Annotated in this window: 25 protein-coding genes, 1 tRNA gene and 1 other RNA gene; 19 read left to right on the forward strand and 8 right to left on the reverse strand. The window is 63.9% G+C overall.

Going from position 1 to position 25447, the window contains the following annotated elements:
- Positions 1-18: 18 nt before the first annotated feature.
- The 3 genes from ACUJ47_RS01510 to ACUJ47_RS01520 form a co-directional block, all read right to left on the reverse strand.
- Positions 19-432: a holin family protein gene (locus tag ACUJ47_RS01510; protein WP_354144282.1), complete on the reverse strand. Its 414-nt coding sequence runs from the start codon at positions 430-432 to the stop codon at positions 19-21.
- Positions 433-493: 61 nt separating this feature from the next.
- Positions 494-1414: an HpcH/HpaI aldolase/citrate lyase family protein gene (locus ACUJ47_RS01515; protein WP_445536708.1), complete on the reverse strand. Its 921-nt coding sequence runs from the start codon at positions 1412-1414 to the stop codon at positions 494-496.
- A 76-nt stretch (positions 1415-1490) separates the two neighbouring features.
- Positions 1491-1567, reverse strand: a tRNA-Pro gene (locus ACUJ47_RS01520).
- A gap of 237 nt (positions 1568-1804) precedes the next feature.
- Between ACUJ47_RS01520 and yajC the strand changes: the two genes are divergently transcribed.
- Genes yajC through secF form a run of 3 tightly spaced genes read left to right on the forward strand, consistent with a single transcriptional unit; the run spans position 1805 to position 4759 of the window.
- Positions 1805-2125: a preprotein translocase subunit YajC gene (yajC, locus tag ACUJ47_RS01525; RefSeq protein ID WP_445536709.1), complete on the forward strand. Its 321-nt coding sequence runs from the start codon at positions 1805-1807 to the stop codon at positions 2123-2125.
- A gap of 41 nt (positions 2126-2166) precedes the next feature.
- Positions 2167-3765, forward strand: coding sequence for a protein translocase subunit SecD (secD, locus tag ACUJ47_RS01530; RefSeq protein ID WP_445536710.1), 1599 nt, complete (start codon positions 2167-2169; stop codon positions 3763-3765).
- A 13-nt stretch (positions 3766-3778) separates the two neighbouring features.
- Positions 3779-4759: a protein translocase subunit SecF gene (gene secF / locus ACUJ47_RS01535; RefSeq protein WP_445536711.1), complete on the forward strand. Its 981-nt coding sequence runs from the start codon at positions 3779-3781 to the stop codon at positions 4757-4759.
- Between the two features lie 4 nt (positions 4760-4763).
- Here secF and ACUJ47_RS01540 read toward each other — a convergent pair whose 3' ends face one another.
- Complete coding sequence (locus ACUJ47_RS01540) at positions 4764-5336, reverse strand: helix-turn-helix domain-containing protein (protein ID WP_445536712.1); 573 nt, start codon at positions 5334-5336, stop codon at positions 4764-4766.
- A 104-nt stretch (positions 5337-5440) separates the two neighbouring features.
- Here ACUJ47_RS01540 and ACUJ47_RS01545 point away from each other — a divergent pair, with 104 nt between their 5' ends.
- On the forward strand, positions 5441-5914 hold the full coding sequence (locus ACUJ47_RS01545) for a DUF6456 domain-containing protein (protein ID WP_445536713.1): 474 nt from the start codon (positions 5441-5443) through the stop codon (positions 5912-5914).
- Positions 5915-5923: 9 nt separating this feature from the next.
- Here the strand turns inward: ACUJ47_RS01545 and ACUJ47_RS01550 are convergent, their stop codons facing one another.
- A complete protein-coding gene (locus tag ACUJ47_RS01550; RefSeq protein WP_445536714.1) occupies positions 5924-7732 on the reverse strand; it encodes an ABC-F family ATP-binding cassette domain-containing protein in 1809 nt (602 codons plus the stop codon).
- Positions 7733-7780: 48 nt separating this feature from the next.
- Positions 7781-9370 carry an amidohydrolase family protein gene (locus ACUJ47_RS01555; protein WP_445536715.1) on the reverse strand — a complete coding sequence of 530 codons (1590 nt, stop codon included), beginning with the start codon at positions 9368-9370 and terminating at the stop codon, positions 7781-7783.
- Between the two features lie 146 nt (positions 9371-9516).
- On the opposite strand from ACUJ47_RS01555, the gene ACUJ47_RS01560 reads away from it, so the two are divergent.
- The 4 genes from ACUJ47_RS01560 (at position 9517) to ACUJ47_RS01575 (ending at position 12842) form a co-directional block, all read left to right on the forward strand.
- A complete protein-coding gene (locus ACUJ47_RS01560; RefSeq protein ID WP_445536716.1) occupies positions 9517-10215 on the forward strand; it encodes an SIMPL domain-containing protein in 699 nt (232 codons plus the stop codon).
- 76 nt (positions 10216-10291) lie between these two features.
- Positions 10292-10600, forward strand: a complete 309-nt coding sequence (locus tag ACUJ47_RS01565; RefSeq protein WP_445536717.1) for a PepSY domain-containing protein — start codon at positions 10292-10294, stop codon at positions 10598-10600.
- A gap of 102 nt (positions 10601-10702) precedes the next feature.
- Positions 10703-11380: a response regulator transcription factor gene (locus ACUJ47_RS01570; RefSeq protein WP_354144658.1), complete on the forward strand. Its 678-nt coding sequence runs from the start codon at positions 10703-10705 to the stop codon at positions 11378-11380.
- A 124-nt stretch (positions 11381-11504) separates the two neighbouring features.
- Positions 11505-12842 (forward strand): sensor histidine kinase, encoded by a 1338-nt coding sequence (locus ACUJ47_RS01575; protein WP_445538835.1) that lies wholly within the window; start codon positions 11505-11507, stop codon positions 12840-12842.
- Positions 12843-12861: 19 nt separating this feature from the next.
- On the opposite strand, the gene ACUJ47_RS01580 is transcribed toward ACUJ47_RS01575, so the two are convergent.
- A complete protein-coding gene (locus tag ACUJ47_RS01580) occupies positions 12862-13179 on the reverse strand; it encodes a chorismate mutase (RefSeq protein ID WP_445536718.1) in 318 nt (105 codons plus the stop codon).
- 67 nt (positions 13180-13246) lie between these two features.
- On the opposite strand from ACUJ47_RS01580, the gene ACUJ47_RS01585 reads away from it, so the two are divergent.
- The 5 genes from ACUJ47_RS01585 to ffs all read left to right on the forward strand — a co-directional run bounded on the left by ACUJ47_RS01585 (position 13247) and on the right by ffs (position 17884).
- Positions 13247-14260 (forward strand): polyprenyl synthetase family protein, encoded by a 1014-nt coding sequence (locus ACUJ47_RS01585; protein ID WP_445536719.1) that lies wholly within the window; start codon positions 13247-13249, stop codon positions 14258-14260.
- On the forward strand, positions 14257-16689 hold the full coding sequence (gene hrpB / locus ACUJ47_RS01590; protein ID WP_445536720.1) for an ATP-dependent helicase HrpB: 2433 nt from the start codon (positions 14257-14259) through the stop codon (positions 16687-16689). The genes ACUJ47_RS01585 and hrpB overlap by 4 nt, the downstream gene beginning before the upstream one ends.
- Positions 16690-16704: 15 nt before the next feature.
- On the forward strand, positions 16705-16983 hold the full coding sequence (locus ACUJ47_RS01595; RefSeq protein ID WP_354144653.1) for an ETC complex I subunit: 279 nt from the start codon (positions 16705-16707) through the stop codon (positions 16981-16983).
- A 124-nt stretch (positions 16984-17107) separates the two neighbouring features.
- Entirely contained in the window at positions 17108-17734 is a 627-nt protein-coding gene (locus ACUJ47_RS01600; RefSeq protein WP_445536721.1) for a hypothetical protein, read from the forward strand.
- A gap of 55 nt (positions 17735-17789) precedes the next feature.
- Positions 17790-17884, forward strand: an RNA gene (gene ffs, locus ACUJ47_RS01605) — signal recognition particle sRNA small type.
- Between the two features lie 14 nt (positions 17885-17898).
- Here the strand turns inward: ffs and ACUJ47_RS01610 are convergent.
- Positions 17899-18384, reverse strand: coding sequence for a DUF4188 domain-containing protein (locus ACUJ47_RS01610; RefSeq protein WP_445536722.1), 486 nt, complete (start codon positions 18382-18384; stop codon positions 17899-17901).
- A gap of 87 nt (positions 18385-18471) precedes the next feature.
- On the opposite strand from ACUJ47_RS01610, the gene ACUJ47_RS01615 reads away from it, so the two are divergent.
- The 6 genes from ACUJ47_RS01615 to ACUJ47_RS01640 all read left to right on the forward strand — a co-directional run bounded on the left by ACUJ47_RS01615 (position 18472) and on the right by ACUJ47_RS01640 (position 25395).
- On the forward strand, positions 18472-20277 hold the full coding sequence (locus ACUJ47_RS01615) for a DNA polymerase III subunit gamma/tau (RefSeq protein ID WP_445536723.1): 1806 nt from the start codon (positions 18472-18474) through the stop codon (positions 20275-20277).
- 1 nt (position 20278) lies between these two features.
- Positions 20279-20620: a YbaB/EbfC family nucleoid-associated protein gene (locus ACUJ47_RS01620; protein WP_445536724.1), complete on the forward strand. Its 342-nt coding sequence runs from the start codon at positions 20279-20281 to the stop codon at positions 20618-20620.
- A gap of 47 nt (positions 20621-20667) precedes the next feature.
- On the forward strand, positions 20668-21462 hold the full coding sequence (locus ACUJ47_RS01625) for a class II aldolase/adducin family protein (RefSeq protein WP_445536725.1): 795 nt from the start codon (positions 20668-20670) through the stop codon (positions 21460-21462).
- Positions 21463-21525: 63 nt separating this feature from the next.
- Complete coding sequence (locus ACUJ47_RS01630; RefSeq protein WP_445536726.1) at positions 21526-22341, forward strand: hypothetical protein; 816 nt, start codon at positions 21526-21528, stop codon at positions 22339-22341.
- Positions 22342-22466: 125 nt separating this feature from the next.
- Positions 22467-24863, forward strand: coding sequence for an endopeptidase La (lon, locus tag ACUJ47_RS01635; protein ID WP_445536727.1), 2397 nt, complete (start codon positions 22467-22469; stop codon positions 24861-24863).
- 148 nt (positions 24864-25011) lie between these two features.
- Complete coding sequence (locus ACUJ47_RS01640; RefSeq protein ID WP_445536728.1) at positions 25012-25395, forward strand: HU family DNA-binding protein; 384 nt, start codon at positions 25012-25014, stop codon at positions 25393-25395.
- The last annotated feature ends 52 nt before the right edge of the window (positions 25396-25447 follow it).

A 25447-nucleotide genomic window follows, 5' to 3' on the forward strand; every position in this document is an offset into this window, starting at 1 on the left:
GCATAGCGTGCGCCGGGCTCACCTGTCGACGCCTTTGACCTTTCCCCATTGGCGGGCGGCCGTATAGCCGAGGTAACCTGTGCCGAAGAGGGCGTAGAGCGGCTCTGGTAAGCCGTTGAGGTAGGCGTTCATGCCAGCGGCAATCTCCCGCGCGGCGGCCGGGTTGAAGGCAGCGAGCACGCCCATCGGCAGCGCCCATAGGATCATGGCATACATTATATAGAGGAAGCTCGGACGTGCGCGGCTGGTCCAGGGATCGGCGGAATTCGCCTCTGCCACGATCGCTTGTAGCCGCGCCTCGATCAGCTGCATTTCCTGCGTGCCTTCGAGCTTGAGCAGCTCAAGCTTGGCGCGCGCACGCGCCTCCTTGTCGGGAATGATCTTGTCGATGATCGAAGCGATCGGGCCGATCAGCGAGTCGAGTAGCGCCATGTTGCTTGCTCCTGCGAGATGATTCGCAGAGGCAGTAACCAAATAGGTTCGTGTAGGAAAATCAGGCGCTTTCGCCTGCTTCAGCCAGCAGTCTTTCAGCCAGGGCCAGATGCGGGCGGTCGAGCATTTGCCCGTCCAGCCCTACCGTCCCCGCGCCGGGATTGTCGGCAAAGGCCTGCACCACCGCGCGGGCGTGGGCGATCTCATCGGCGCTGGGGGTAAAGGCGTCATTGATCACATCGACCTGCGCCGGATGGATCGCCAGCATGCCGCGATAGCCCTGGCTGCGGACCATCAGCGCACGGTCGCGCAAGGCATTGAGGTCGCGGAATTCCGGCATCACGGTTTCGATCGGGGCAACCCCCGCCGCCACAGCGCCAAGCAGGCACAGGCTGCGGGCCAGTTCATAGGTCGGCATATAGGAACCGTCGGGCCGGTGCTGCACAAGCGCGCCGAGCGCCGATGACAGGTCTTCCGCGCCCCAGCTCATCGCAACGAGACGCTGCGAGCCCGGATAGTCGCCGGCATAGTCGCCGCAATGGAACATCGCTTTGGGCGTTTCGGTGACGAGCGCCGCTACGCGGGTTGAACCAGGGGCGAGCCCGTGCTGTGCTTCGCGCTCAGCCAGCATGGCGTCGAGCGTGGAGACATCTTCGCGCCCTTCGGCCTTGGGCAGGAATACGCCGCCCGGCGCCGCAGCCATAATCGCATCCAGGTCCGCCGCCGTCTCGCCTCCCGAGAGCGGGTTTACCCGCACCCAGATCCGCTGTCGATCAGCGCGGGTGGCCAGAAATGCGGCTACGGCTTCGCGCGCACCAGGTTTGCTTTCGGGAGTGACCGAATCCTCCAGGTCGAATAGCACGATGTCGGCGCCGCTTTCGCTGGCCTTCGCCATCTTGCGTTCGCTGTCGCCGGGCGCAAACAGCCAGCTGCGCATCCGCGGCGGCATCTGGCGGGAAGGGGTGGCGGCGGGCTCGCTCATGCAGGTAACTCCTCGCAGCGCGGGTTAGGGCGCGCGGGCAAGCGGTGCAACAGCAAGTTTAAAGGGGGTTTGCCACTGGTCGGGACGAGAGGATTCGAACCTCCGACCCCCACACCCCCAGTGTGATGCGCTACCAGGCTGCGCTACGTCCCGAGACCAGTGGAGGGCGGCCCTATAGGGCGGCGCCATTCGGCTTGCAAGCCACGATCGGGCCTTTGCGTTTGGCGCCGCGAGTTGCGGCATCGCAATTACCCAGAATAATTGCGACACGCTTGCAATGCTGCTAACCGCGCCCACTTATCGAAGCGGGGAGACATCGGGCGAACGGCATGGCCGCCGCCACTTGCAGCCCCGCCATGGTTGCAATTCCAGTCTGACAGGACTCACTCCATGCTTGAATTCCTTGCCGCAGCGGCCAGTGCCGAAGCACCGCCCGCCTGGATCCAGTGGCTGCCGATCGTAGGCATGATCGCGATCTTCTGGTTCCTTATCATTCGTCCGCAGATGAAGCGGCAGAAGGAACACCAGCAGAAGATTTCCGCTCTCAAGAAGGGCGATCAGGTGATCACCGCCGGCGGCCTCGTGGGCAAGGTGGCCAAAGTTGATGACGTCTATGCCGAGATCGACCTCGCGCAGGGTGTCCGCGTCAAGGCGGTGAAGAGCACCATTGGCGATATCATTCCGCCCGGCGGCAACCCCGCCAACGACTGACGCTTTGAACTCATTCCAACGAACGGACGGATCCTAACCCGATGCTCGATTTTCCGACCTGGAAAAAGGTTTGGCTGTGGGGGCTGACGCTGATCGCGGCAGCGGCGGCGCTGCCGTCGCTGCTTTCGGCCACCAGCGTCAAATGGCCCGATTTCCTGCCCGACCCGCAAGTGAACCTCGGTCTCGACCTTGCCGGTGGTAGCCACATCCTGCTTGAGGCCGATGCCAGCCAGGTTCAGGCGCAGCGGCTCGAGAACATGGAAGAATCGGCCCGTTCGGCGATGCGCAATGCCGAACCGCGCATCCGCATTGGCGACGTTTCGACTGCCGAAGGCAGGCTTAGCTTCATGCTCGACGATCCGGCCGATCTCGATCGTGCACGCGAGCGGCTGTTGCCGGTGATCAATGGCAACGGCCTTGTGCGCGAGTGGGATTTGTCGGTTGTCGATGGCCAGCGCATGATCCTTACGCCCACGCAAGACGGGATCGAAACCGCTGTGGCGCAGGCGATGGACAGCGCGACCGAAGTGGTCCGCAAGCGTATCGATGCGCTCGGAACGCGCGAGCCGACCATCATCCGCCAGGGCGATACGCGCATCGTGGTGCAGGTGCCCGGCCTGCAGGATCCCGACCAGCTCAAGAAACTGCTTGGCCAGACCGCAAAGCTCGAATTCAAGCTGGTCGATCCGACCGCACTGCCGAGCGATGTCGCGCAGGGCATTGCGCCTCTCGGCTCCGAGATTTTTCCCTATGCCGAGACCTCGGACTTTGCCGGCCAGGCGGTTGCTGTAAAGCGGCTTGGCGGCATTCGCGGCGACAGCCTGGTCAACGCTCAGCAGGGTTTCGACCAGCAGACCAATGAAGCAGTGGTCAACATCCAGTTCGACCAGCAGGGCGGCGCACGCTTTGCCACGTTGAGCACGGAAAACGTGGGCCGCGCCTTCGCCATCATCCTCGACGGCAAAGTGCTTTCGACGCCGAGCTTCCGTGAGCCGATCCTGGGCGGCAGTGCGCAGATCTCCGGCGGCTTCACGGTCGAGACCGCCAATAACCTGGCGATCTCGCTCCGTTCGGGTGCGTTGCCGGTCGACCTGAGCGTGATTGAGGAACGTACGGTCGGGCCTGACCTCGGCGCGGACTCGATCAAGCGCGGCCTGCTTGCGATGATGATCGGCTCGGTCGCGGTGATCGTGCTGATGATCGCGAGCTACGGTCGGTTCGGAGTCTATGCGACGATTGCGCTGGTGTTCAACGTGCTGATCATCCTGGGCATAATGGCCGGGCTCAACACCACGCTTACGCTGCCCGGCATCGCCGGCTTCGTGCTCACCATCGGCGCGGCGGTGGACGCCAACGTGCTGATCAACGAACGCATACGCGAAGAGCGGAAACGCGGGCGGCGCGTGGTGGCCGCGGTGGAAAATGGCTATAAGGAAGCCAGCCGTGCGATCTATGACGCGAACGTCACCAACTTTATCGCAGGCGTGTTGCTGTTCCTGTTCGGCTCTGGCCCGGTGCGCGGCTTCGCCGTGGTGCTGGTGATCGGCCTGTTCACCAGCGTCTTCACCGCCGTAACCTTGACCCGCATGTGGGTCGCCGGTTGGCTGCGCAAAGCGCGGCCGAGCGACATTAGTCTTTAAGGGGGGCAGGACGATGAGACTGTTGAAACTCGTCCCCGACGATACGAACATCAAGTTCCTCAAGTGGCGCGTGCCCTTCTTCGTGGTCAGCCTGCTGCTGATCGCCGCAAGCTGGGCGCTGGTGATGACCAAGGGCCTGAACTTCGGTGTCGATTTTGCCGGTGGCCAGGAAATCCGCGTGACCTTCACGGAAACTGCCGAGGCCCCTGTGGCCGAACTGAGGCAGACGGTCGGTTCGCTGGAAGGCATTGGCGATCCGGTTATCCAGCGCTTCGGCGCGCCCAATGAGGTGTCGATCCGCGTCAAGCTTCCACCCGAAGCCGAAGGCAATCCGGACTATGCCAACCAGATGACCACCCGGATCACCGACGCCCTGAAACAGGGGCATGCGGACTTGCGGATCGACGGGGTCGACTCCGTTTCGGGCAAGGTCTCGGGCGAATTCCGCAACGATGCAGTGCTGGCACTGCTCGCCGCCATGCTGGCAGTGGCGATCTACATCTGGATCCGCTTCGAATGGCAGTTCGGCGTGGGCGGCCTGTTCGCGCTCTTCCACGACGTGTCGCTGACGCTCGGCATGTTCGCGCTGTTCCAGCTCGAATTCAGCCTGCAGATCATCGCGGCGATCCTGGCGATCATCGGTTACTCGCTCAACGATACGATCGTCGTCTACGACCGCATTCGCGAGAACTTGAAGAAGTACCGCAAGATGGATGTGGCCGAATTGCTCGACCTGTCGGTGAACGAGACGCTGGCTCGCACCGTGATGACCAGCCTTACGCTGCTGGTTGCGCTGGTGCCGCTGCTGCTGTTCGGTCCCGCCAGCCTGTTCGGCCTGGTCGCGGCAATCACGCTGGGCATCTTCGTCGGCACTTACAGCTCGATCTACATGGCGGCGCCGTTGCTGGTGTGGATGGGCGTGACTTCGGACAGTTTCGTGCCGCAGGAAAGCGACATCGACAAGCAGGAGCGGATTGCGCGCGGCGAGCTCTGACTCGCTAGAGCTTCCGCACCAGCATTTCCGCCACGGCGATCCACGGCGGATTGTCGACTACTTGCTGCTTCTGCCCGCTGCCGGGCGGAAGCACGCCGATCAGCGTTCCCTGTCGATCGATCAGCCGCCCGAAAGCAAAGCGCCCGCCTGCGCGCGGCACCAGCACGTCGCGGTTGATCGCTTGCCCTGCGGCATCGGGCGCAAGCTGGCGCAACCAGATCAGGTCACCCGGGCGAAATTCTCCGACGCTTTCCTCGACACTGAGCACCGTCAATGCGCCTTCGCTGCCTAGTTCGCTTGGCAGGATCGCCTCGCGGGGCTTTGACAGCGCTTCGGGCCCTCCGGCGCGCAAGCTGGCAACCACCATCGGCGCCGGAGCCTCCTCCGATCGAACCAGCATTTCGGGCTCGACTTCGAGCGCGGCGGCGATCCGCTCCATCCATTTGAGCGACAGGCTGCGCATGCCCGTCTCGAGCCGACCGATGGTTTGCGGCGTGGTGGGCGGGCTGCACGCTTCCGCCAGTTCGGCGAGCGTAATGCCCTTGCTCTTGCGAATGTCGCGGATGCGATTGATCATCGGCAGCCTCCCGCTTCAAAAATAACCTGATTGGTGAATTTCCTTTCCTACACGAACCTTCGCGATGCAAGCCCGCGATCGGAATCATCAACAGGAGACAGGCAATGCGGCGCATGCTGGTGGAACGCGAACTGACGCTCGAGGGGCCGCTGCGCGGCGAGGGTGCGCGTGGGAAGCGGCGAACAGTCACGGTGAACCTGGCCGAATCCCCATTGAGCTGGCTCCATGCGCGTGGGCATTTGGACGACCGGCTGTTCGATGCAGGCGAACGACTGCGCAGCGACTATGAACGCGCGCAACTGGGGCCAAACGTCACCATGCGCTGGGAACCGGTGCGGGTGAAAGGGAGTGGGGACGTCGGCCTTTCGCCAACCGAGCGCCAGATTACAGCTAAGGCGCGCTTCGATGGCGCAATGCGCGAGGCGGGCAATGGGCTGCAGGACATCCTGTGGCGCGTGGTCTGCGCTGGCGAAGGCATTCCTGAAGCTGAAAAGCAGCTGGGCTGGCCGGCACGCAGCGGCAAGCTGGTGCTCAGGCTGGCACTGGAACGGGTTGCTTGCTTCTACATGATCGGGTGACCCGGCAGGTCAGCCTTCGACGCGTTCGGCCAGTTCAAGCCAGCGTTCTTCGGCTGCATCCTTTTCGGCACGTGCGTTTTCGATGCCCTTGCTGATGGTCGCGAACTTCTGCGGGTCCGAAGTGTAGAGATCGGGGTCCGATAGGATCGCTTCGCCTTTGGCGATCGCCGCTTCGAGTTCCTCGATCCGCGCAGGCAACAATTCGTAGTCGCGCTGGTCCTTGTAGGAGAGCTTGTCGGCGCGCGGCGGCGGTGGAGGTGGCGGTGCGGCTGATTTGCTCGCGGTCGAGACTGTCTTGGGCTTTGCCGCGCTCGGCTCGCGCCGCTTCTTCTCCCAATCCTCGTATCCGCCAGCGACGACATCGACCTTGCCCGAACCATCAAGGCCAAGCGTGATGGTGACGGTGCGGTCGAGGAAGTCGCGGTCGTGGCTGACGATCAGCACCGTTCCATCGAAATCGGCGATCACTTCCTGCAGCAGGTCGAGCGTTTCGAGATCGAGGTCATTGGTCGGCTCGTCGAGCACCAGAAGGTTTGCGGTGCGCGCGAATTCGCGTGCCAGCAGCAGGCGGCTGCGCTCACCACCGGAAAGTGCCCCGACCTTGGTGTCGACGATCTTGGGATCGAACAGGAAATCCTTGAGGTAACCCTGCACGTGCTTGCGCACACCGCGCACGTCGATCCAGTCGCCGCCCTCGGCCAGCACTTGCCGCACCGTGCGATCGGGTTCCATCAGGCTGCGCTGCTGGTCGATCATTACGCCTGAAAGCGTCTTGGCGATCGTGACGCTGCCCGTGTCGGGCGCCATTTCGCCGGTGAGCAGCTTGAGCAGCGTCGTCTTGCCCGCGCCATTGGCGCCGACGATGCCGATCCGGTCGCCGCGCTGGATGCGCAGGCTGAAGTCCTTGATCACCGCGCGCCCGTCGAAGCTCTTGCCGACCTTCTCGGCCACGATCACGGACTTGGACTTGAATTCCTCGTCGCTCGCGAGCTTGAGCTTGGCGGTGCCGCTTGACGAGATCATCGCTGCGCGCGCGGCGCGCATCTGCCACAGTTTTTCGAGCCGCCCCTGGTTGCGTTTGCGGCGTGCGGTTACTCCGCGCTCGAGCCAATGCGCTTCGATCTTGAGCTTGGCGTCGAGCCTTTCTGCATTGCGCGCCTCTTCGGCATAGACTTGCTCTTCCCACGCCTCATAGCCGCCGAAGCCCACTTCCTTGCGGCGAATGGTCCCTCGATCGAGCCACAAAGTAGCGCTGGTCAGCCGCTTCAGGAAGGTGCGGTCATGGCTGATCACCACGAATGCGCCGCGGTAGCGGGTCAGCCAATCCTCCAGCCAGTCGATTGCGCTCAGGTCGAGATGGTTGGTTGGCTCGTCCATCAGCAGAAGATCGGGATCCTGAGCCAGCGCGCGGGCGATTGCGGCGCGGCGCTTCTCGCCTCCACTAGCGGTGGCGGCAGGGGTCGCCATATCGATGCCAAGCTGGCCCGCGATGGCTTCCACCTCATGCGTTGCAGGCGGATGCTCGCCGCCCAGGGCAAAGTCCATCAGCGTGGCATAGCCGGTGAAATCCGGCTCCTGCTCTAGGAACACAATGCGCGTGCCCGGCTTGATCTTGCGCGTGCCGAGATCGGCCTCGATGCGATTGTCGATCAGGCGGAAGAGGGTGGTCTTGCCTGCACCATTGCGCCCGATCAGCGCTAGTCGGTCGCGCGGGCCGATATGCAGGTCTATCGGCGCACGCTCGGGGCCGCCAAGCAGCCAGCGGCCGCCTTGTTGCAGGCCAAGGCCTTCCCAGGAGAGGATCGGTGGTTGCGCCATAGGCCGCGCGCGTTAGGCGAGCACGCGGCCTGCGGCAAGATGCGGTTTCTATTGTGCGGCGATTGCGCCCTGCTTTCGCTTCTCCGCTTCGACCATTTGCGCCACGCTTTCGAGCAGGGCGGGGGCATCGAACACGACCCCGTCCTTGATCGTCCAGCGTACCCCGCCAACCGTTTCGAGCTGGTTGCTCTCGCGATTGAGGCGCCTGTGCCCGGTGCCGTAGAGCACCTTGAGGTTCGCCAGCGGATTTTCGGGCACGATCACGAGATCGGCCAGCTTCCCTTCGGCAATCGAACCGAATGCCGGTTCGCCGCCCTTGGGATCCTGCAACTCGCGCGCGCCGTCGATCGTTGCCGCGCGGATCACTTCGAGCGGGGTCAGGCCCGCTTCGCGCAGCATCTCAAGCTCGCCGATATAGGCGAAGCCCCAGGTTTGGTAGATATAGCCAGGGTCCGAACCGGCGGTGACGCGACCGCCGCGGTTCTTGAACTCGCGCGTCAGGTCGAACCACTTGCGATAGAAATTGCGCCAGGCGGTTTCATCCTCGCTGGTCCAGTCATGGTAATAGCTGCCGTGATTGGTCAGGCTGGGCGAATAGAACTGCATCAGCTGCGGCAGCGTGTATTTCTCGTGCCATTCGAGGTTGCGCGCACGCATCACGTCGCGGCTGGCGGAATAGATGTTGAACGTGGGGCTGAGCGTCACTTTGTGATCGATCAGGAAGTCGATGTAGTCGTTCCAGGCCTTGCTGCCCGGTTCGCCGACCTGGTCGGCCAGCCGCGCAACCCAGGCGAAGCGCGATTGCTCGTCCAAATAGTTGAAGTCCGCCGGATATTGCGGGATCGCGCTGCCATCGAGCAGGCTCTCGAAGTGGCCATAGAAGTGGGTGACGCCGTCCAGCCCCAGTTCGACCGCCTTGCGTGCATTGACTTCGGCCACGCCGCGCTGGCCCAGATGCGCTACCGTGCCCAGCTTCTGCTTCTCCGCTTCGTCGAGTATGGCGGCAAGGATGTGCGGCGGCTCGCTGTTGAAGAACTTGACCCCGTCATATCCGCGCGCGGCGATCCAGCGCACCCAGGCGCGGCCCTTTTCGGGCGTGTCGACCGCGCCTTCGGGCCAGACGTCACCCGGCACCGCATAGGCGAACAGGCGCGGTGCGGTGATGGTATTGGCGGCGCTGCGGCGCTTCTGGTCGATCGAGGGGTCGTTGGGGCCCCAGCCGAAGCCGACTCCGCGCACGGTGGTCACGCCATGCGCCAACCACAGCTTGAAGCCATAGGAGGGCTGCGGCGCCTTGTCCGGATCGCCATTATGGCCGTGAACGTCGACGAAACCGGGGAGGACATACATGCCGGTGGCATCGATCACCCGGTCGGCTGCGACGCGTGCATTTCCGCCGCGCACGATCCGCGCGATGCGATTGCCCTCTACCACGATGTCGACCGGCCCTTCCGGCGGGGCGCCGGTGCCGTCGATCAGCGTCGCACCGCGGATCAGCAGGGTCGTGAAGGGGCCTTCACCTTCGCCTGCCGGGCGATCGGGCACCCGTTCCATCTGCGGGCGGGCCTGCGCCCAGAGCGGCTGCGCGCTCGCAGCGCAGGCCGCAGCAGCACAAGCCAAAAGCAGTCTTTTCATCATCCGGCGATCTCCCCTTCCGCCAAGCCCTAGCGCGGAGATTTACGCTTGCAAACAGCTCCGTTCACCGGCTCGAAAGCCATCCCCATGCAGTTGGCGCGGGAAAGGAGAATTCCATGTTCCGTCCTGTTGCTATTGCGTTCGCCGCTATGTCGCTTGCTTCTGCTCCTGTGGTGCACGCCGCAGAGGTGCAACTGGCTGCCAATGGCCCGGTGGTCGAACTCGATATCTATGAAACGATCGAGCTTGAGCCTGACACGGCCACTGTCAGCGCCGGAGTGACCACCGATGCGGCGACTGCGGTGGAGGCCCTGCGCGCCAATTCGGTGGAGATGCAGCGTGTGGTCGAGCGGATCAAGGCGCTGGGGGTGGATGCCAAGGATATCCAGACCACCGGCATCAACCTTAGCCCGCGTTACGACTATGACAGCGCCAGCCAGCGGCCGGTGTTCCGCGGCTACCAGGCGTCAAACCGCGTTGCGGTGAAGCTGCGCAAGATCGAGCGCACCGGCGAAGTTCTCGATGCGCTGGTGGCGGCAGGCGCGACCGACATCGGCGGCCCGGCATTCTCGAAGGACGATGACAGCGATGCGCGTGAAGCGGCGAGGACACGCGCGATGCAGCGCGCGCGCGAGCGGGCGCTGCGCTATGCGGCGCTGGCCGGCTATGGCGATATCCGCCTCTTGTCGATCAGCGAATCCGTGATCGCGGGTGGGCCGATGCCAGTGATGGAAATGAGCGGCAAGGCCGCCGATGCCATCGCCGCGGCGCCGCCGGTCCAGCCGGGAATGATCAGCACCGGCGTGTCGATCAGCGTCAAGTACCAGATGGTGAAGGGCGGCGCCTGACGGCGGCTGGCTGAACGGCGGGGATGCGAACCATTCACACCTTGTTCAAAGCTGTACGCTTAGGCACAAGGCCATCATGAAGCGGTTCGCTTTCCTCCTTGCCCCCTTTGCGCTGGCGTTTACCAGCACTGCGGCGATGGCTTCGCTAGAAGCCCAGTCGCGCACCGACCAGGGTGAAGCGCGCAAGGAAATGCAGGCCGGCAACGTGCTCTCGCTGCGCGAGATCGAGCGCCGCGTCCTGCCGCAGATGCGTGGCAGCGAGTACCTTGGCCCGGCCTATGACGCGACGGCACGTGCCTATCGCCTGAAGTTCATCAAGGACGGTCGGGTCACCTATGTCGATGTCGACGCGCGCACCGGCCGCATCATCAATCGTTCAAACTGACCCGTCTGCGCCCGCAGGGTGGACAAATTTCCCATTTGCTTGACGCCCTTGGTGCAAAAGCCCAACACACCGGCGTAACGAAAACAGGACCAGCAGGTACATATGCGTATCCTCATCGTCGAAGACGAACCGACCTTGGGAAAGCAGCTCAAGTCGACGCTTGAGCAAACCGGCTATGCGGTCGATTTGTCGACCGATGGCGAAGACGGGCATTTCATGGGCTCGACCGAGGATTACGATGCCGTGATCCTCGATCTGGGCCTGCCCGAGATCGACGGCCTTACCGTGCTCGGCATGTGGCGCCGCGAAGGGCGGACCTTTCCGGTGCTGGTTCTGACCGCGCGCGACAGCTGGTCCGACAAGGTGGCCGGGCTCGACGCGGGTGCGGACGACTATCTCGCCAAGCCGTTCCAGACCGAAGAGCTGATCGCCCGCCTGCGCGCGCTGATCCGCCGCGCTTCGGGCAATACTTCGGCCGAACTGACCGCGGGCGACGTGCGGCTGGACACGCGTTCGGGTCGGGTCACGCTGAAGGGCGAGCCGGTCAAGCTCACCGCGCAAGAATACAAGTTGCTCAGCTATCTGATGCATCACAAGGGCAAGGTGGTGAGCCGCACCGAACTGATCGAGCATATTTACGATCAGGATTTCGACCGCGATTCGAACACGATCGAAGTGTTCGTCACGCGCATCCGCAAGAAGCTTGGCGCAGAAGTGATAACGACGATACGTGGCCTCGGATACAGCCTCGACGACCCCGCTGACAAACCGCGGGCCTGAGCCCGACGCGGCGGAAGAGCGCGAAGAGCTCGCCCAACCGCTTGCACCGGAACAGGCGCAGGCCTCTGCGGTCGCTCCGCTACGCGTGAAGCGCAAGGCCGGGCAAGGCAGCCTTGCGCGGCGCATGGCGGTTATTGCCGCCGGTTGGATCGCCGTGCTGTTGCTGGGCGGCGGATTGGCGCTCGACCGTACGCTCACCAGCCTCGTCTCGCGCAATTTCGATGAGCAACTCGAATATATGCTCACCGCGATGATCGCGTCGGCCGAGATCGAAGCGGGCGGCGAAGTCTATTTCTATCGTACGCTGGGCGACCAGCGCTTCCTAGAGCCCAACAGCGGGCTTTACTGGCAGATCGACGGGGAGGGATACGAGCCTTACCCGTCGCGCAGCCTGTGGGACCGCACGCTGACCCTGCGCGGCGACCATTTCGACAATGACGCGCATTTCTACAATTCCGACCAGTTCGCCGGCGAGCCGCTGCGCATGGCCGAACGGTCGGTGATCCTGCCGGGCAGCGACACCCGCTGGACCTTCGCCGTTGCCAGCGCAACGAAGGACCTCGACGCGCAGATCGCCGAAATTCGTTCGATCCTCGCATGGAGCTTTGCGGCACTGGGGCTCGGGCTATTCCTGATGGCGCTGTTCCAGATTCGCTATGGCCTCTCGCCGCTGCGGCGGGTGCGCGCGGCGATTCAGAAACTGCGCAACACCGGCGCGAACCGCATTGCCGAGCCGCTGCCCGAGGAAGTGCAGCCGCTGGTGCAGGAATTGAACGAACTGCTCGAACATTCCGAGCGGCAGGCGGAAGAGGCGCGCACCCATGCGGGCAATCTCGCCCATGCGCTCAAGACGCCGCTTACCGTCGTCAACAATGCGGCGACCGCGCATGCGCCCGATCTTGCCGAAACGGTGATCCGCGAGGCGCGGACTATGCGCCGCCATGTCGACCACCATTTGGCGCGGGCCCGCGCCGTGGGCCGCCGGGCGGTTGGCAGGGCACGCACGCCCGTTTGCGAGAGCGCGGAGGCAGTTCGGCGGGCGGTCGAGCGGCTCTATCCGCAAGTCCGCTTCGACATAGCCGGGAATCGCTCGGCTGCAGTGGCAATCGAGCGGCAGGATCTCGACGAGATTCTCGGCAATCTGATCGAGAACGCCGCCAAATACGGCGGCGGCAGCGTATTCGTGACGGTCGATGCCGAGCCCGAAGCGCAAATGTGCACGATCTGGGTCGAGGATGACGGCAAGGGCATCCCGGTGGACAAGCGCATCGAGATTTTCGACCGTGGGGCGCGGCTCGACACCGGCAAGCCCGGCACAGGGCTGGGGCTGGCAATCGTGCGCGACGTCGCCGAGATTTACGGCGGCAGCGTGGCGCTCGACGAGAGCGAGGATCTGGGCGGCTTGCTTGTGCGGCTGTCACTGCCGCGCGCAATTCCGGTGGAGGTCGAAGGGAAAGACTGACCCGCCCTTTCGGGGCAGGTCAGCTTCGTGCCCGCTCGTGGTGGCGGATCACTTCGTCGATAATGAAGCGGAGGAACTTCTCGCTGAACTCGGGATCGAGATCGGCTTCAACCGAGAGCTTGCGCAGCCTTGCGATCTGCCGCTCTTCCCGCTCCGGATCGGCGGGAGGCAGGGCGGTCTTCGCCTTGTATTCACCCACCGCCTGCGTAATGCGAAACCGCTCGGCCAGCATATGGATCAGTGCCGCATCGATATTGTCGATGCTCTTGCGGAAGCCGGCGAGAACCGGATCGGGGGCTGGCTTGGCCTTGGTTGCGCGAGGCGGATTGTTCGACATAGGCGCGCGAAGCTAGCAGCAAATCTGCGCTTGCCAAGCCGCGATCCTCGCCCCATTGGCCCAAGGCATGAGCGCCGATATCGTACCCCTGCCGCGCAAGCAGCCGCCTTCGCTCGAACCGATGCTGTCGCTGACGGCGAACGGCATGAATGCGGTGAACGCGGTCATCCTGGAGCGGATGCAGAGCGAAATCCCGCTGATCCCGCGCCTCGCCGGCTATCTCATTTCGGGCGGAGGCAAGCGGCTGCGCCCGATGCTGACGCTCGCAGGCGCGGCTCTGGTCGGATATGAGGGCACCCGTCATTACAAGCTCGCCGCGGCGGTCGAGTTCATCCACACAGCCACGCTGCTGCACGATGACGTGGTCGACGGCAGCGAATTGCGCCGCGGCAAGGCGGCAGCCAACATCATCTTCGGCAATCCCGCCACTGTGCTCGTCGGCGATTTCCTGTTCAGCCGCGCATTCGAGCTGATGACCGAAGACGGCAGCCTCAAGGTGCTGCGCATCCTCAGCAATGCCAGCGCGGTCATTGCCGAAGGCGAAGTGTCGCAGCTGACTGCGCAGCGCCAGATCGAGACCAGCGAAGAACGCTATCTCCACATTATCGGCGCCAAGACCGCCGCCCTATTCGCCGCCGCCAGCCAGATTAGCGCCGTCGTGGCCGAATGCGGCGAAGAGCAGGAGCGCGCGCTGGAAGATTATGGGCGCAACCTTGGTGTCGCCTTCCAGCTGGTCGATGACGCCATCGATTACGATTCCGACGCTGCTGAAATGGGCAAGGACCCGGGTGACGACTTCCGCGAAGGCAAGATGACCCTGCCGGTGATCCTCGCCTATGCGCGCGGGAGCGAGGACGAGCGCAAGTTCTGGAAAGACGCGATCATGGGCCACCGCACTTCGGATGCGGACCTTGCCCATGCGATCGAACTGATGGCGCGGCACAACGCGGTGCATGATACGCGCGAGCGCGCCCGCCATTTCGCGCAACGCGCGATCGACGCTATCTCGATCTTCCCCGATAGCAAGGCGCGCCAGGCGATGGCCGAAGCCGCGCAATTCGCGGTCGCGCGAGGGTATTGAGCGCCTCGCTTCCCATCCACGCTGTCTTGCCCGAGCTGCTGCGCGCGCTTGATGCCAGCGGCGCGGCGGTGTTGGTTGCACCTCCCGGTGCGGGCAAGACCACAGCGGTCGCGCCTGCATTGCTGGGAGAGGAATGGTGCAGCGGCCAGGTGATCCTCACCTCGCCTCGCCGGGTCGCGGCGAGGGCGGCGGCGGAGCGCATGGCCGAACTGCTGGGAGAGAGGCCGGGCGAGACGATCGGCTACCTCACCCGCCTCGATAGCAAGACGTCTGCGAAGACGCGCGTGATCGTCATGACCGAAGCGATCTTCGTCAATCGCATCCTTGAAGACCCGGAACTGGCGGGCGTTTCCGCCGTGCTGTTCGACGAAGCGCATGAACGGCATCTCGACAGCGATCTTGGCCTTGCGCTCGCTCTGGAAAGCCGCGCCGTGCTGCGCGAAGACCTGCGCGTGCTGGTGATGAGCGCCACGATCGACGGTGCACGCTTCTCCCGCTTGATGGGCGGGGGTACGCCCGTGATCGAGAGCGAAGGACGGGCTTACCCGCTGGATATTCGCTGGCTCGGTGCGCGGCCCGATGCGCGGATCGAAGATGCGATGGCCGATGCGGTGATGCAGGCCTGGCGCGAGCAGGAAGGGGACATTCTCGCTTTCCTGCCCGGCGTAGGCGAGATCGAGCGCACCCGCGAACGTCTCGAGGCGCGGCTGCCCGATGTTCCGGTGCTGCCGCTGCATGGGCAGGTCGAGCCTGCGGGGCAGCGCGCCGCGATCCGCCGCGATCCGCAAGGGCGTCGGCGGATCGTGCTGGCAACGGCCATCGCGGAAACCTCGCTCACGCTCGATGGCGTTTCGGTTGTGGTCGATAGTGGCCTCGCGCGCCATGCCGAATTCGACAAGGCCGCGGGGACCACGCATCTCGTCACGCGGCGGGCAAGCCAGGCGGCTGCGGCGCAAAGGGCAGGGCGCGCAGCGCGGCAGGGGCCGGGTGTCGCCTATCGCCTGTGGGAAGAGCACGGCCACGCCGGGCGTCCTGAATTCGATCCGCCGGAGATCGTCACTGCCGATCTTGCGCCGCTGGTGCTGGCACTGGCGAAATGGGGCACGGCAGACCCGGCATCGCTGATGTGGCTCGACGCGCCGCCTGCACCGGCGGTGGCAGCCGCGCGGAGCCAGCTTGAGCGCCTCGGCGCGCTCGGTCCGGATGGACGGATTACCGAACGCGGCCAGCAGATCGCTGCGCTTCCACTCGATCCCACCGGCACCGCCGCAGTGCTGTTCGGTGCCGAGGCGGGGCAGGCGGAACAGGCGGCGAGGCTGGTCCTGCTGTTGCAGGAGCGCGGGCTGGGCGGCCGCGGGGAGGACCTGCTGCAGCGGCTCTCACGCTGGGACGGCGAACGCGGAGCGCGCGCAGATGCGTCGCGCAAGCTGGCGCAGCGCTGGGCCAAGGCGGCCGAGCGGCTGGTTCCTTCAGGCCCCGCGAAGTCGCTCAACCCCGCACTCTACCTTGCCTTTGCGCGACCGGACTTCATTGCGAAGCGCCGCGACAAATCGGGCGAGCAATGGCTTTCGGCCGGGGGCAGGGGCTTCCAGCTCGATCCCGCATCGCCGCTCGCGCGGGCGGAGTGGCTGGTGATTGGCGATGCGCAGGGGCAGGCCAAGGGCGCGCGGATCACCGCGGCGGCCGAATTGACCGCGCAAGAGGTCGAAACCCATCTTCAGCCTCTGATCAAGAAACGTTCCGTAATACACTGGAATAATGAAGCTAAGCGGGTCGAGGCCAGGCTCGAAAGGCGGCTTGGCGCGATCACGCTTGCGAGCGGCCCCGACCCCGATCCCGATCCGGCGGCGCTTGTGGATAAGCTGGTGGAAAAGGCGGTGGACAGGCTGGGGGAAATCCTGCCTCCGGAGCTGCGGGCGCGCGCGCAATTCGTCGGGATCGAGGCGCTGGGGATCGAAGCGCTGAGGGAGAGCGCGGCGGAATGGCTTGCGCCGCTGCTGGCCGGGCGGCGCGATCTCGACCTTGCGAAAGGCAAGCTCACCGATGCCCTGCTGGGGCAGCTCGATTGGGACAGCCGGCAAAGGCTCGATCGGGAGGCACCGCGCGAATTCGCTTCGCCTGCGGGCACGCATCATGCGATCGACTATGCGGGAGACGACGCGCCGAGTGCGGAAGTGCGGGTGCAGGCGCTGTTTGGGCTGGACAGCCATCCGATGATCGGCCGCACGCCCTTGCTGCTCAAGCTCACCAGCCCGGCTGGCCGCCCGATCCAGTCGACCCGCGACCTGCCCGGTTTCTGGCGCGGCAGCTGGGCCGATGTGAAAAAGGACATGAAGGGGCGCTATCCCAAGCACCGCTGGCCGGACGAGCCCTGGGCGGAAAAGCCCAGCCTGAAGACCAAGAACGCCTTTTCACGCGACGATTCGTGAATTAGAGGGCCTCCCATGAGCGCACGTATTTACCAGCGACCGAAGAACGCCATGCAGTCGGGCAAGGCCCGCACGCAGGAATGGGTGCTTGAATTCGAGCAGTCCGAAGCGCGTCGGCCCGATCCCCTGATGGGCTGGACCGGCAGCGGCGATACGCAGGCGCAGGTGGTGCTGACCTTCAAGTGCAAGGAAGCGGCGCAGGACTATGCCGATCGCTATGGCATCGCCGCGCGCGTTCATGCGACCCCGCCAAAGGCGCTCAAACTGCAGGCCTACGCCGACAACTTCCGCTAGATCTGCAATTTGGCACGGCGATGCCTGCCGATGCACCGCTACATTTGAATTCTTGTGAGTCCGCTTTCGATCGCGGATCGATAGGCGGTTCGCCACGTAGTTGCCGTTCTTGTCGGGGAAATCCATGCTTCGCGTCCTTCTGATTGCGTCCCTGGTTGCGGCGTGTGCTCCGACGCAAGCTGGCAACCTCGCGCTTGAAACGAAGGCGGGTGCCGCCGAACCGGCTTACCAACAGGCGGGGGCCAAGAACCTGAAGCCGGTCCATCCCGGTGCTGTGTGGCTGCGGAAGGTCGATAATTTCCTGTCCAATTTCGACTGCGCGAAACCGGATTTTCGAGAAGATCTGCTCGCGCTGGAGAACCTCAAGGGGCTTGAGGACGTACTGAGCGAACATGTTGCTGAAGTACCCGATCTGCGGGCGGATGCCATATATGGCGAGATGCTTAAGGCATGGCTTCTCGACCAACTTCGCAACAAGGGTGGGCTGATCAATGAGCAAATCGAAAGCCTCCTCGAAGCCGATCCCGGCATCTCTAGGGCCGAGCAAGTTGCGGATTTCACACGGCAAGCGGAAATCGGTAACCGGCTCGGCGAGGCAGAAGATACGCGGAACGGTATGGCCATGTGCGAGGCAGTGCGAGATATCTATCTTTATGACTGGCAGGTCAGCAAGCGTCGCGCGGACCGGCTGGCCGTGCTAAATGCGGCGCTGGAAGCCGAAACGAAACGATTGGGAATCGCGCTCGACTAAACGCGCTATCCGGCAAGTGCCTTGCCAGACCGCATCTTCGCCGCCATATGCGCGCCCGGGAGTCGGTCGGACGTTTGCGTTCGCTCACCGGGTCAGGTCCGGAAGGAAGCAGCCCAGGTGGATTGCGACGGGTCGGCCGGCTCCTTTTTCACTACTTTGCCGGTTCAGTTCCCCGCGCTTGCACGCATGCGGTCGCGCGCTTCGTTGCGCGATCCCGTCGCAGGAACAAGGCCAGCCACTTTCCCAAGGCCCCAGTCGGGCATATTGCCATAGATCGTCTCGAACCCGCCTGCGGGAACGCTGTAGGTCTCGTGGAAAATGCCGACCGTGCCGTCGCTGCCGATCGCCTTGTTAAAGGCGGTCCAGGCGGGCCAGTGCTTCTGGTCGCGGTCGCGCGCGTAACTTTCGAGGCTCTCGAAATCGCGCCAATACTGGATCAGCAGCACGGTGCGCAGCCCTTGGCGCAGAGTTTCGGCGCCCAGGAAGCCGCTGCCTGGATCGGCGGCCAGTTCCTCGATCATCGGACGCATCGAACGGGCGACCGGCACCCATTTGCCGAACTTGAGGAAGTGGTTGATTCGCATTCCGATCACGAAGACGACGACCGGGCCCTGATAGTTGGCGGAGTACCGCTCGGCATTCACTGGCATGTGCCTCTCCCTGCATGCTGCAATTTGCGAGGATAGGCTGCAAAGGGGGCTTCGACAAATTCGATCGCAGCGCCTACCTAACTGCTTATGGGTGATTCACCGGAAAATGCGGATACCCCGCCCTGGGAACAGGAGCAGGAGGAAGCCAAGCCGAGCGCCGCCGAGCTCGAGGCTGCGGGCCAATCGGCCATGTTCGGCGATCCCGCGCCTGCTGCGGTGCCTGAGCCGACAGTTGCGCCTGTGGCGGCCAAGCCTGCCGCTCCGGCTGCCAACCAGCCCTATCGCGTGCTTGCCCGCAAATACCGGTCGCAGACCTTTGCCGAGCTGATCGGGCAGGACGCGATGGTCAAGACCCTCGCCAATGCGATCAAGCGCGACAGATTGGCGCATGCCTTCCTGATGACCGGCATTCGCGGGGTCGGGAAGACTTCGACCGCGCGGCTGATCGCCAAGGCGCTCAATTGCATCGGGCCGGACGGGCAGGGCGGGCCGACGATCGATCCGTGCGGCAAGTGCGAGCCATGCGTCGCCATCGCCGAGGGCCGCCATATCGACGTGATCGAGATGGACGCCGCCAGCCACACTGGCGTCGACGATGTGCGCGAGATCATCGAAGCGGTGCGCTATGCCGCCGTTTCGGCGCGCTACAAGATCTACATTATCGACGAAGTTCACATGCTCACACGCAATGCCTTCAACGCGTTGCTCAAGACGCTGGAAGAACCGCCTGCGCATGTGAAGTTCCTGTTCGCCACGACTGAAGTCGAGAAACTTCCGGTGACGGTGCTCAGCCGCACCCAGCGCTTCGACCTGCGCCGCATCCCGGCCGAACTGCTGCAGGAACATTTTGCCAATATCTGCGCCAAGGAAGGCGTCGAGGCAGAAGCCGAAGCGCTGCATATCATCGCCAATGCCGCCGAAGGATCGGTGCGCGACGGGCTCTCGATCCTGGACCAGGCGATCGCGCATGCCGATCTGGACGCCGAAGGAAAAGTCACGGCTGCGCGGGTGCGCGACATGCTGGGCCTGGCCGACAAAAGCGCGCAGCGCCGCCTGCTCGCGCATGTGCTCGAAGGAGACGCAAAGGCGCTGCTCGCCGCTGTGGGCGATCAATATGCGCTGGGGGTCGAGCCGCTGGCGCTGATGCGCGGGCTGATGGATTTGACGCACAAGATCACCGTGGCGCAGGTTTCGGGCGCGGAACCCGATGCGCCCACTGCCGAGGAACGCGCGGCGCTGGCCGACTTCGCGCAACGCCTGTCGGCAGCGCAGCTCCACCGCCTGTGGCAATTGCTGCTCAAGGGGCATGAGGAAGTGCGCCAGGCACCCGATCCGCTGGTTTCGGCGCAGATGGCGCTGCTGCGGGTGATGCATGCCGCCGACATGCCCGATCCGGGCAAGCTGGCAAAGAAGATCGAGGAACTGGCGGAGCATGGCGTGACAGTCGCCGCCGCTGCGGCTCCCGCTGGCGGAGACGCTTCGCAGCCGAGCGACGCGGCGCTTTCCGCCGGGGCGGACTGGGCCGGGCTGGTGCAACGGGTCGAAGACAGCGGGCAATTGCGGCTGGCGCAGTTGATGCGCGATTGGGTGCGTGTGGTCGAACTCACGCCGGGTCGGCTGGTCTATCAGGTCGCCGAAGGGCTTTCCGACGATCCCGGGGCGGAATTGCGTGATTGCCTGTTCCGCCTCACCGGGAGCCGCTGGACGGTCGAGCAAGGGCAGGGCGAGGCAGCTCCGACCTTGCGCGAGCAGGAGCAGGCGGCCAAGGAAAGCCGCGAAGCCGCGATCCGCGAGCATCCGCTAGTCAAGGCCACGTTCGAGGCCTTTCCCGAGGCGGAACTTCTGAGCGAGTCCGGCATTGCTGCCCAGGGCGGCGGAAAATGGAGTCGGTAAAGTGAAATCGATGGAAGAGATGATCCAGGCAGCCCAGAAGGCCGCCGAGACGATCCAGACCCAGATGAACGACATGCAGGCCAAGCTCGACGCGATCGAAGTCGAAGGGCAGGCGGGCGGCGGACTGGTGAAGGTGCGCGCCAGCGCGAAGGGCCGGATCCTGCGGGTCGAAATCGACGAGAGCCTTATGAAGCCCGAGGAGAAGCAGATGGTCGAGGATCTCGTCACTGCCGCCTTCAACGATGCGCGCGACAAGGCGGATCGGGTATCGAGCGAGGAGATGCGCAAGATCCAGGGCAGCATGGGTTTGCCGCCGGGATTCAATTTGCCAGGCATGGGTTGAGCGCGCTTGTGCTATAAGCCCGCAGGAAACCGAATGGAGAGATAGCGATGGCCACTCTGATGAACGACAATGGCGCCGGTTCGGATGCGAATGTGCGGGCGCAGGTGAGCGATGAGGAATGGAAAGTCCGCGTCGATCTTGCAGCGGCATACAGGCTGGTCGCGCTCTATGGCTGGGACGATCTGATCTTCACGCATCTTTCGGCGCGCGTTCCCGGGCCCGAGCATCATTTCCTGATCAACCCGTATGACATGATGTTCGAAGAGATTACCGCTTCGAGCCTGGTCAAGATCGACGTCGAAGGCCAGCCGGTGATCCCCACCTCGCATCCGGTCAACCCGGCCGGTTTCACCATCCATTCGGCGCTGCACATGAATTGCGAGGATGCGCATGCGGTGATGCATTTGCACACGCCCGCAGGTCAGGCCGTCAGCGCGATGAAGGAAGGCTTGCTCCCGCATACCCAGACCGGGATGATCGCCAGCTCGGATGTCGCCTATCATGAATATGAAGGCATCGCGACCGACCTGGATGAACGTGAGCGGCTGGTCGAGGACATGGGCGACAAGCATGTCATGATCCTGCGCAACCACGGCACGCTGGCAATTGGGAAGACTATCGGCGAATGCTTCCTGCGGCTCTATTTCGTTGAGCGCGCCTGCGATGCGCAGGTGAAAATGCTCTCTGCGGGGCGCGACTATCTCTACAACCCACCCCAGGGCACGCCGGAGAAGGTCAAGGCGCAAACACCGCCTGCGGGGATGGGGATGATCGCCAATGGCCTTGCCTGGCCGGCCCTGCTGCGCAAGCTCGACCGGATCGATCCCAGCTTCCGCAATTGAGTTCGCTGCGGCGCCCTTCGGGGCGCTTGCACACTGGACGACCAACTCCAACATCGAGGATCGATGGCAAAGTCGGACGATTCAAGACCCGCTTACGTGATCAAGGCCGAAGAGCTGGCGGCGGTGAACTATTTGCGAGACGATCACCCGCGTCCTGCGGCGGTCGAATGGATCAATCGCGGCACCGACCAGCAATTGCGCCCCACGACGCGCGACATGCTGCTGCGGACCTTGTTCCAGCCGGTCGAGACGCCCAGTATCGCCAAGCTGCATGAGACGTCGGGGCTGAGGGTGATCTTCCGCCGCGAATCCGAGCGAGAAGCATTTGCGGCGGCTTTCGAGGAAGCGCGCGCCAGCGAACAATCCGTGCGCGAGCACGTAGTCACTGCCTTGTTCGAAAATTTCGAGCAGGCAGAAGCGGCAATCGAAGGGCTGCGGGAGGCCGGAGTGGAACCCGATGCGATGTCGCTGCTGGGCCGGGCGAACCACTTCAGCGATCCCAATTCCGAATGGCCCGAAGGCCATAGCGCGCTCAGCGTTTCCGGGATCGTGGCGGGGAGCGGCGTGGCCGGCGCACTGTTCGGCCTTGCTGTCCTGCTGGTGCCCGGTGTTGGGCCAGTCGCGGCGGCAGGTGCGATCGCCACATCGGCACTGGCTTCGGTCGCTTCGGTTAGCGGCGTGATCGGCGCGACCGGCGGCGCGATCGCGAAGATGCTGACCGACCATGACGTCGACGGGGTTTCTGCCGAATATTACGATCGCCAGATCAAGCGTGGCAAGCTGCTGCTTTCGGTCGATACACGCATTGCCGGGGTCGAGCGCAAGCAGGCACTGGCGCTGCTACAGCAATACGGAGGCCGAAGCACGCAAGCGGGCTGACCGGGCGCTTTTCCGCAAGCGAGCGGGCGGCATCCACAGCTGAAGGAAGGGACCCCATTGCGGGCTGCCCGCGCGCTTCCCATATTCCGTGAAAGGCCCAGCCCCAATGGCGGCCGCGGATTATTATGACTCAACAATTTCCCCTTCTTCCCTTGCGCGACATCGTGGTTTTCCCCGGCATGGTGGTTCCGCTCTTCGTCGGGCGCGACAAATCGGTCGCGGCGCTCGAAGTTGCGATGGAAGCGAGCAAGGACATTTTCCTCCTCGCGCAGCTCGAACCGGGCTGCGACGATCCAGGGCGCGACGATCTCTACGACATCGGCGTCGTGGCGCAGGTGCTCCAACTGCTGAAGCTGCCTGACGGCACGGTTCGCGTGCTGGTGGAAGGCAAATCGCGCGCGCGGCTGACCGGCCTCAATGTCGAAGCGAACCATGTCATGGCCGAGGTCCAACTGATCGAAGGCGAGACCGTTTCGGGCAGCGAAGTGACCGCGCTGATGCGGCAGGTGGTCGAACAGTTCGGCGAATATGCCAAGCTCAACAAGAAGCTGGGCGACGATGCGGCGACCGACGTAAGCGATGTCGACGATGCCGGCGAACTGGCGGACACGATTGCGGCGGGGATCAGCGCCAAGGTTGCCGACAAGCAGGCCTTGCTGACCGAACCCAACCCGCTGAAGCGGCTCGAAATGGTTATGTCCTTCATGGAAGGCGAGCTGTCGGTGCTGCAGGTCGAGCGCAAGATCCGCGGCCGTGTGAAGCGCCAGATGGAGAAGACCCAGCGCGAATATTACCTCAACGAACAGCTCAAGGCGATCCAGAGCGAGCTGGGCGGTGGCGACGGCGAGGAAGGCGACGAGATCGCCGAGCTGACCGAGAAGATCGAGAAGACCAAGCTGTCGAAGGAAGCCCGTGCGAAGGCACAGGCCGAACTCAAGAAGCTCAAGAGCATGCAGCCGATGAGCGCTGAGGCGACCGTCATCCGCAACTATCTCGATGTGCTGCTGGGCCTGCCCTGGGGCAAGAAGAGCCGTCTCAAGAAGGACATCGGCCTGGCGCAGGAAATCCTCGACGCCGATCACTATGGCCTGGAGAAGGTAAAGGACCGGATCATCGAGTATCTGGCTGTGCAGGCGCGCACGAACAAGCTCAAGGGCCCGATCCTGTGCCTTGTCGGCCCTCCGGGTGTAGGCAAGACCTCGCTCGGCAAGTCGATCGCCAAGGCGACCGGGCGCCAGTTCGTCCGCCAGAGCCTTGGCGGCGTGCGCGACGAAGCCGAAATTCGTGGCCACCGCCGCACCTATATCGGCTCGCTGCCGGGCAAGATCGTGACCAACCTTCGCAAGGCCGGGGCATCGAACCCGCTGTTCCTGCTCGACGAGATCGACAAGCTGGGCCAGGATTTCCGCGGTGACCCTGCTTCGGCGCTGCTGGAAGTGCTCGACCCCGAACAGAACAGCAAATTCCAGGACCACTATCTGGAGCTCGACCTCGACCTGTCGGACGTCATGTTCGTGACCACTGCGAACAGCCTCAACCTGCCGCAGCCGCTGCTCGACCGGATGGAGATCATCCGGCTCGAAGGCTACACCGAGGATGAGAAGGTCGAGATCGCAAAGCGCCATCTGGTGCCCAAGCAGGTCAAGGCGCACGGGCTGAAGAAGGGCGAATTCGAGCTGACCGACGACGGTTTGCGCGACCTGATCCGGTACTACACCCGCGAAGCGGGCGTACGTACGCTGGAGCGTGAAGTCGCAAAGCTGTGCCGCAAGAGCCTGCGCCAGATTCTCGAGGGCAAGGCGCAGGGCGTGGTCATCACCCCGGAAAACCTCGGGGACTTCGCCGGGGTACGCAAGTTCAAGCACGGCGTGTCGGAGGTCGAACCGCAGGTCGGTGCAGTCACCGGCCTGGCCTGGACTTCGGTCGGCGGCGAGTTGCTGACCATCGAAAGCGTGACGACGCCGGGCAAGGGCGAGATCAAGTCGACCGGCAAGCTGGGCGACGTGATGAGCGAAAGCATTGCTGCGGCATTCAGCTTCGTGAAGGCGCGGGCACCCGCCTATGGCATCAAGCCCTCGCTGTTCCAGCGGCGCAACATCCATATCCACTTGCCTGAAGGCGCCGTGCCCAAGGACGGGCCGAGCGCGGGCATCGGCATGGTCACTTCGATCGTGTCGGCGCTCACCGGGATCGCAGTGCGCCCCGACATCGCGATGACCGGCGAGGTCACTTTGCGCGGTCGCGTGCTGGCGATCGGCGGATTGAAGGAAAAGCTGCTCGCGGCGCTGCGGGGCGGCATCAAGACGGTGCTGATCCCGGAAGAGAACGTGAAGGACCTGGCCGAAATTCCCGATAATGTGAAGGAAGGGCTGGAGATCATCCCGGTGAGCCATGTCGACGAAGTGCTCGAACGTGCCCTGACCGAACGGCTCGAGCCGATCGAGTGGAGCGAGGCCGACGATCTGGCGAGCCAGCCGAGCGTGGCCGGTCCGGGCGGCGAGGGCGTGCCCACCGCGCACTGAGGCGACCACGGCAATGGTGCAGCGCAGCGACTCGGAGCTGCGTTGCACCCCGGCGCTGCCGCTACGGCATGGTTAACCCCCGAACGTTCGCAAGCCGTTCCTGACGCTTCAGCGGAATCGGTCCGGGATTCCCCGAAAACGGCGCTTTTTGGGCCGATTTGCCTTTGACAGCCCCGTCAAAAACGTCTCAATTTGCGCGCTTCGTGGCGGGGTCCCGCCAAACAAAAAATCCACCGTCGAGTTACAGGGGTTTTCCATAATGAATAAAAACGATCTGATCAGCGCGGTCGCTGACGCCAGCGGCCTGTCAAAGAGCGATGCTTCGAGCGCGGTTGAGGGCGTGTTCGATTCCATCACCAAGGCACTGTCGAATGGCGACGAAGTGCGGCTGGTCGGTTTCGGTACTTTCTCTGTTGCCAAGCGCAAGGCTTCGACGGGGCGCAACCCCCGCACCGGCGAGCCGATGACGATCAAGGCATCGAACCAGCCCAAGTTCAAGGCGGGCAAGGGCCTGAAGGATTCGGTCAACTAAACCGATTGGCGAGCCCTGGCGCCTTTGCGCGGGCTCACAAAAAGAAACCCCG

This window comes from Altererythrobacter sp. Z27 (assembly GCF_052683155.1).

Coding starts and splice junctions, on each gene's coding strand:
- ACUJ47_RS01510 (WP_354144282.1), bottom strand. CDS start 432: ATGGCGCTACTCGACTCGCTGATCGGCCCGATCGCTTCGATCATCGAC.
- ACUJ47_RS01515 (WP_445536708.1), bottom strand. CDS start 1,414: ATGAGCGAGCCCGCCGCCACCCCTTCCCGCCAGATGCCGCCGCGGATG.
- yajC (WP_445536709.1), top strand. CDS start 1,805: ATGCTTGAATTCCTTGCCGCAGCGGCCAGTGCCGAAGCACCGCCCGCC.
- secD (WP_445536710.1), top strand. CDS start 2,167: ATGCTCGATTTTCCGACCTGGAAAAAGGTTTGGCTGTGGGGGCTGACG.
- secF (WP_445536711.1), top strand. CDS start 3,779: ATGAGACTGTTGAAACTCGTCCCCGACGATACGAACATCAAGTTCCTC.
- ACUJ47_RS01540 (WP_445536712.1), bottom strand. CDS start 5,336: ATGATCAATCGCATCCGCGACATTCGCAAGAGCAAGGGCATTACGCTC.
- ACUJ47_RS01545 (WP_445536713.1), top strand. CDS start 5,441: ATGCGGCGCATGCTGGTGGAACGCGAACTGACGCTCGAGGGGCCGCTG.
- ACUJ47_RS01550 (WP_445536714.1), bottom strand. CDS start 7,732: ATGGCGCAACCACCGATCCTCTCCTGGGAAGGCCTTGGCCTGCAACAA.
- ACUJ47_RS01555 (WP_445536715.1), bottom strand. CDS start 9,370: ATGATGAAAAGACTGCTTTTGGCTTGTGCTGCTGCGGCCTGCGCTGCG.
- ACUJ47_RS01560 (WP_445536716.1), top strand. CDS start 9,517: ATGTCGCTTGCTTCTGCTCCTGTGGTGCACGCCGCAGAGGTGCAACTG.
- ACUJ47_RS01565 (WP_445536717.1), top strand. CDS start 10,292: ATGAAGCGGTTCGCTTTCCTCCTTGCCCCCTTTGCGCTGGCGTTTACC.
- ACUJ47_RS01570 (WP_354144658.1), top strand. CDS start 10,703: ATGCGTATCCTCATCGTCGAAGACGAACCGACCTTGGGAAAGCAGCTC.
- ACUJ47_RS01575 (WP_445538835.1), top strand. CDS start 11,505: ATGGCGGTTATTGCCGCCGGTTGGATCGCCGTGCTGTTGCTGGGCGGC.
- ACUJ47_RS01580 (WP_445536718.1), bottom strand. CDS start 13,179: ATGTCGAACAATCCGCCTCGCGCAACCAAGGCCAAGCCAGCCCCCGAT.
- ACUJ47_RS01585 (WP_445536719.1), top strand. CDS start 13,247: ATGAGCGCCGATATCGTACCCCTGCCGCGCAAGCAGCCGCCTTCGCTC.
- ACUJ47_RS01595 (WP_354144653.1), top strand. CDS start 16,705: ATGAGCGCACGTATTTACCAGCGACCGAAGAACGCCATGCAGTCGGGC.
- ACUJ47_RS01600 (WP_445536721.1), top strand. CDS start 17,108: ATGCTTCGCGTCCTTCTGATTGCGTCCCTGGTTGCGGCGTGTGCTCCG.
- ACUJ47_RS01610 (WP_445536722.1), bottom strand. CDS start 18,384: ATGCCAGTGAATGCCGAGCGGTACTCCGCCAACTATCAGGGCCCGGTC.
- ACUJ47_RS01615 (WP_445536723.1), top strand. CDS start 18,472: ATGGGTGATTCACCGGAAAATGCGGATACCCCGCCCTGGGAACAGGAG.
- ACUJ47_RS01625 (WP_445536725.1), top strand. CDS start 20,668: ATGGCCACTCTGATGAACGACAATGGCGCCGGTTCGGATGCGAATGTG.
- ACUJ47_RS01630 (WP_445536726.1), top strand. CDS start 21,526: ATGGCAAAGTCGGACGATTCAAGACCCGCTTACGTGATCAAGGCCGAA.
- lon (WP_445536727.1), top strand. CDS start 22,467: ATGACTCAACAATTTCCCCTTCTTCCCTTGCGCGACATCGTGGTTTTC.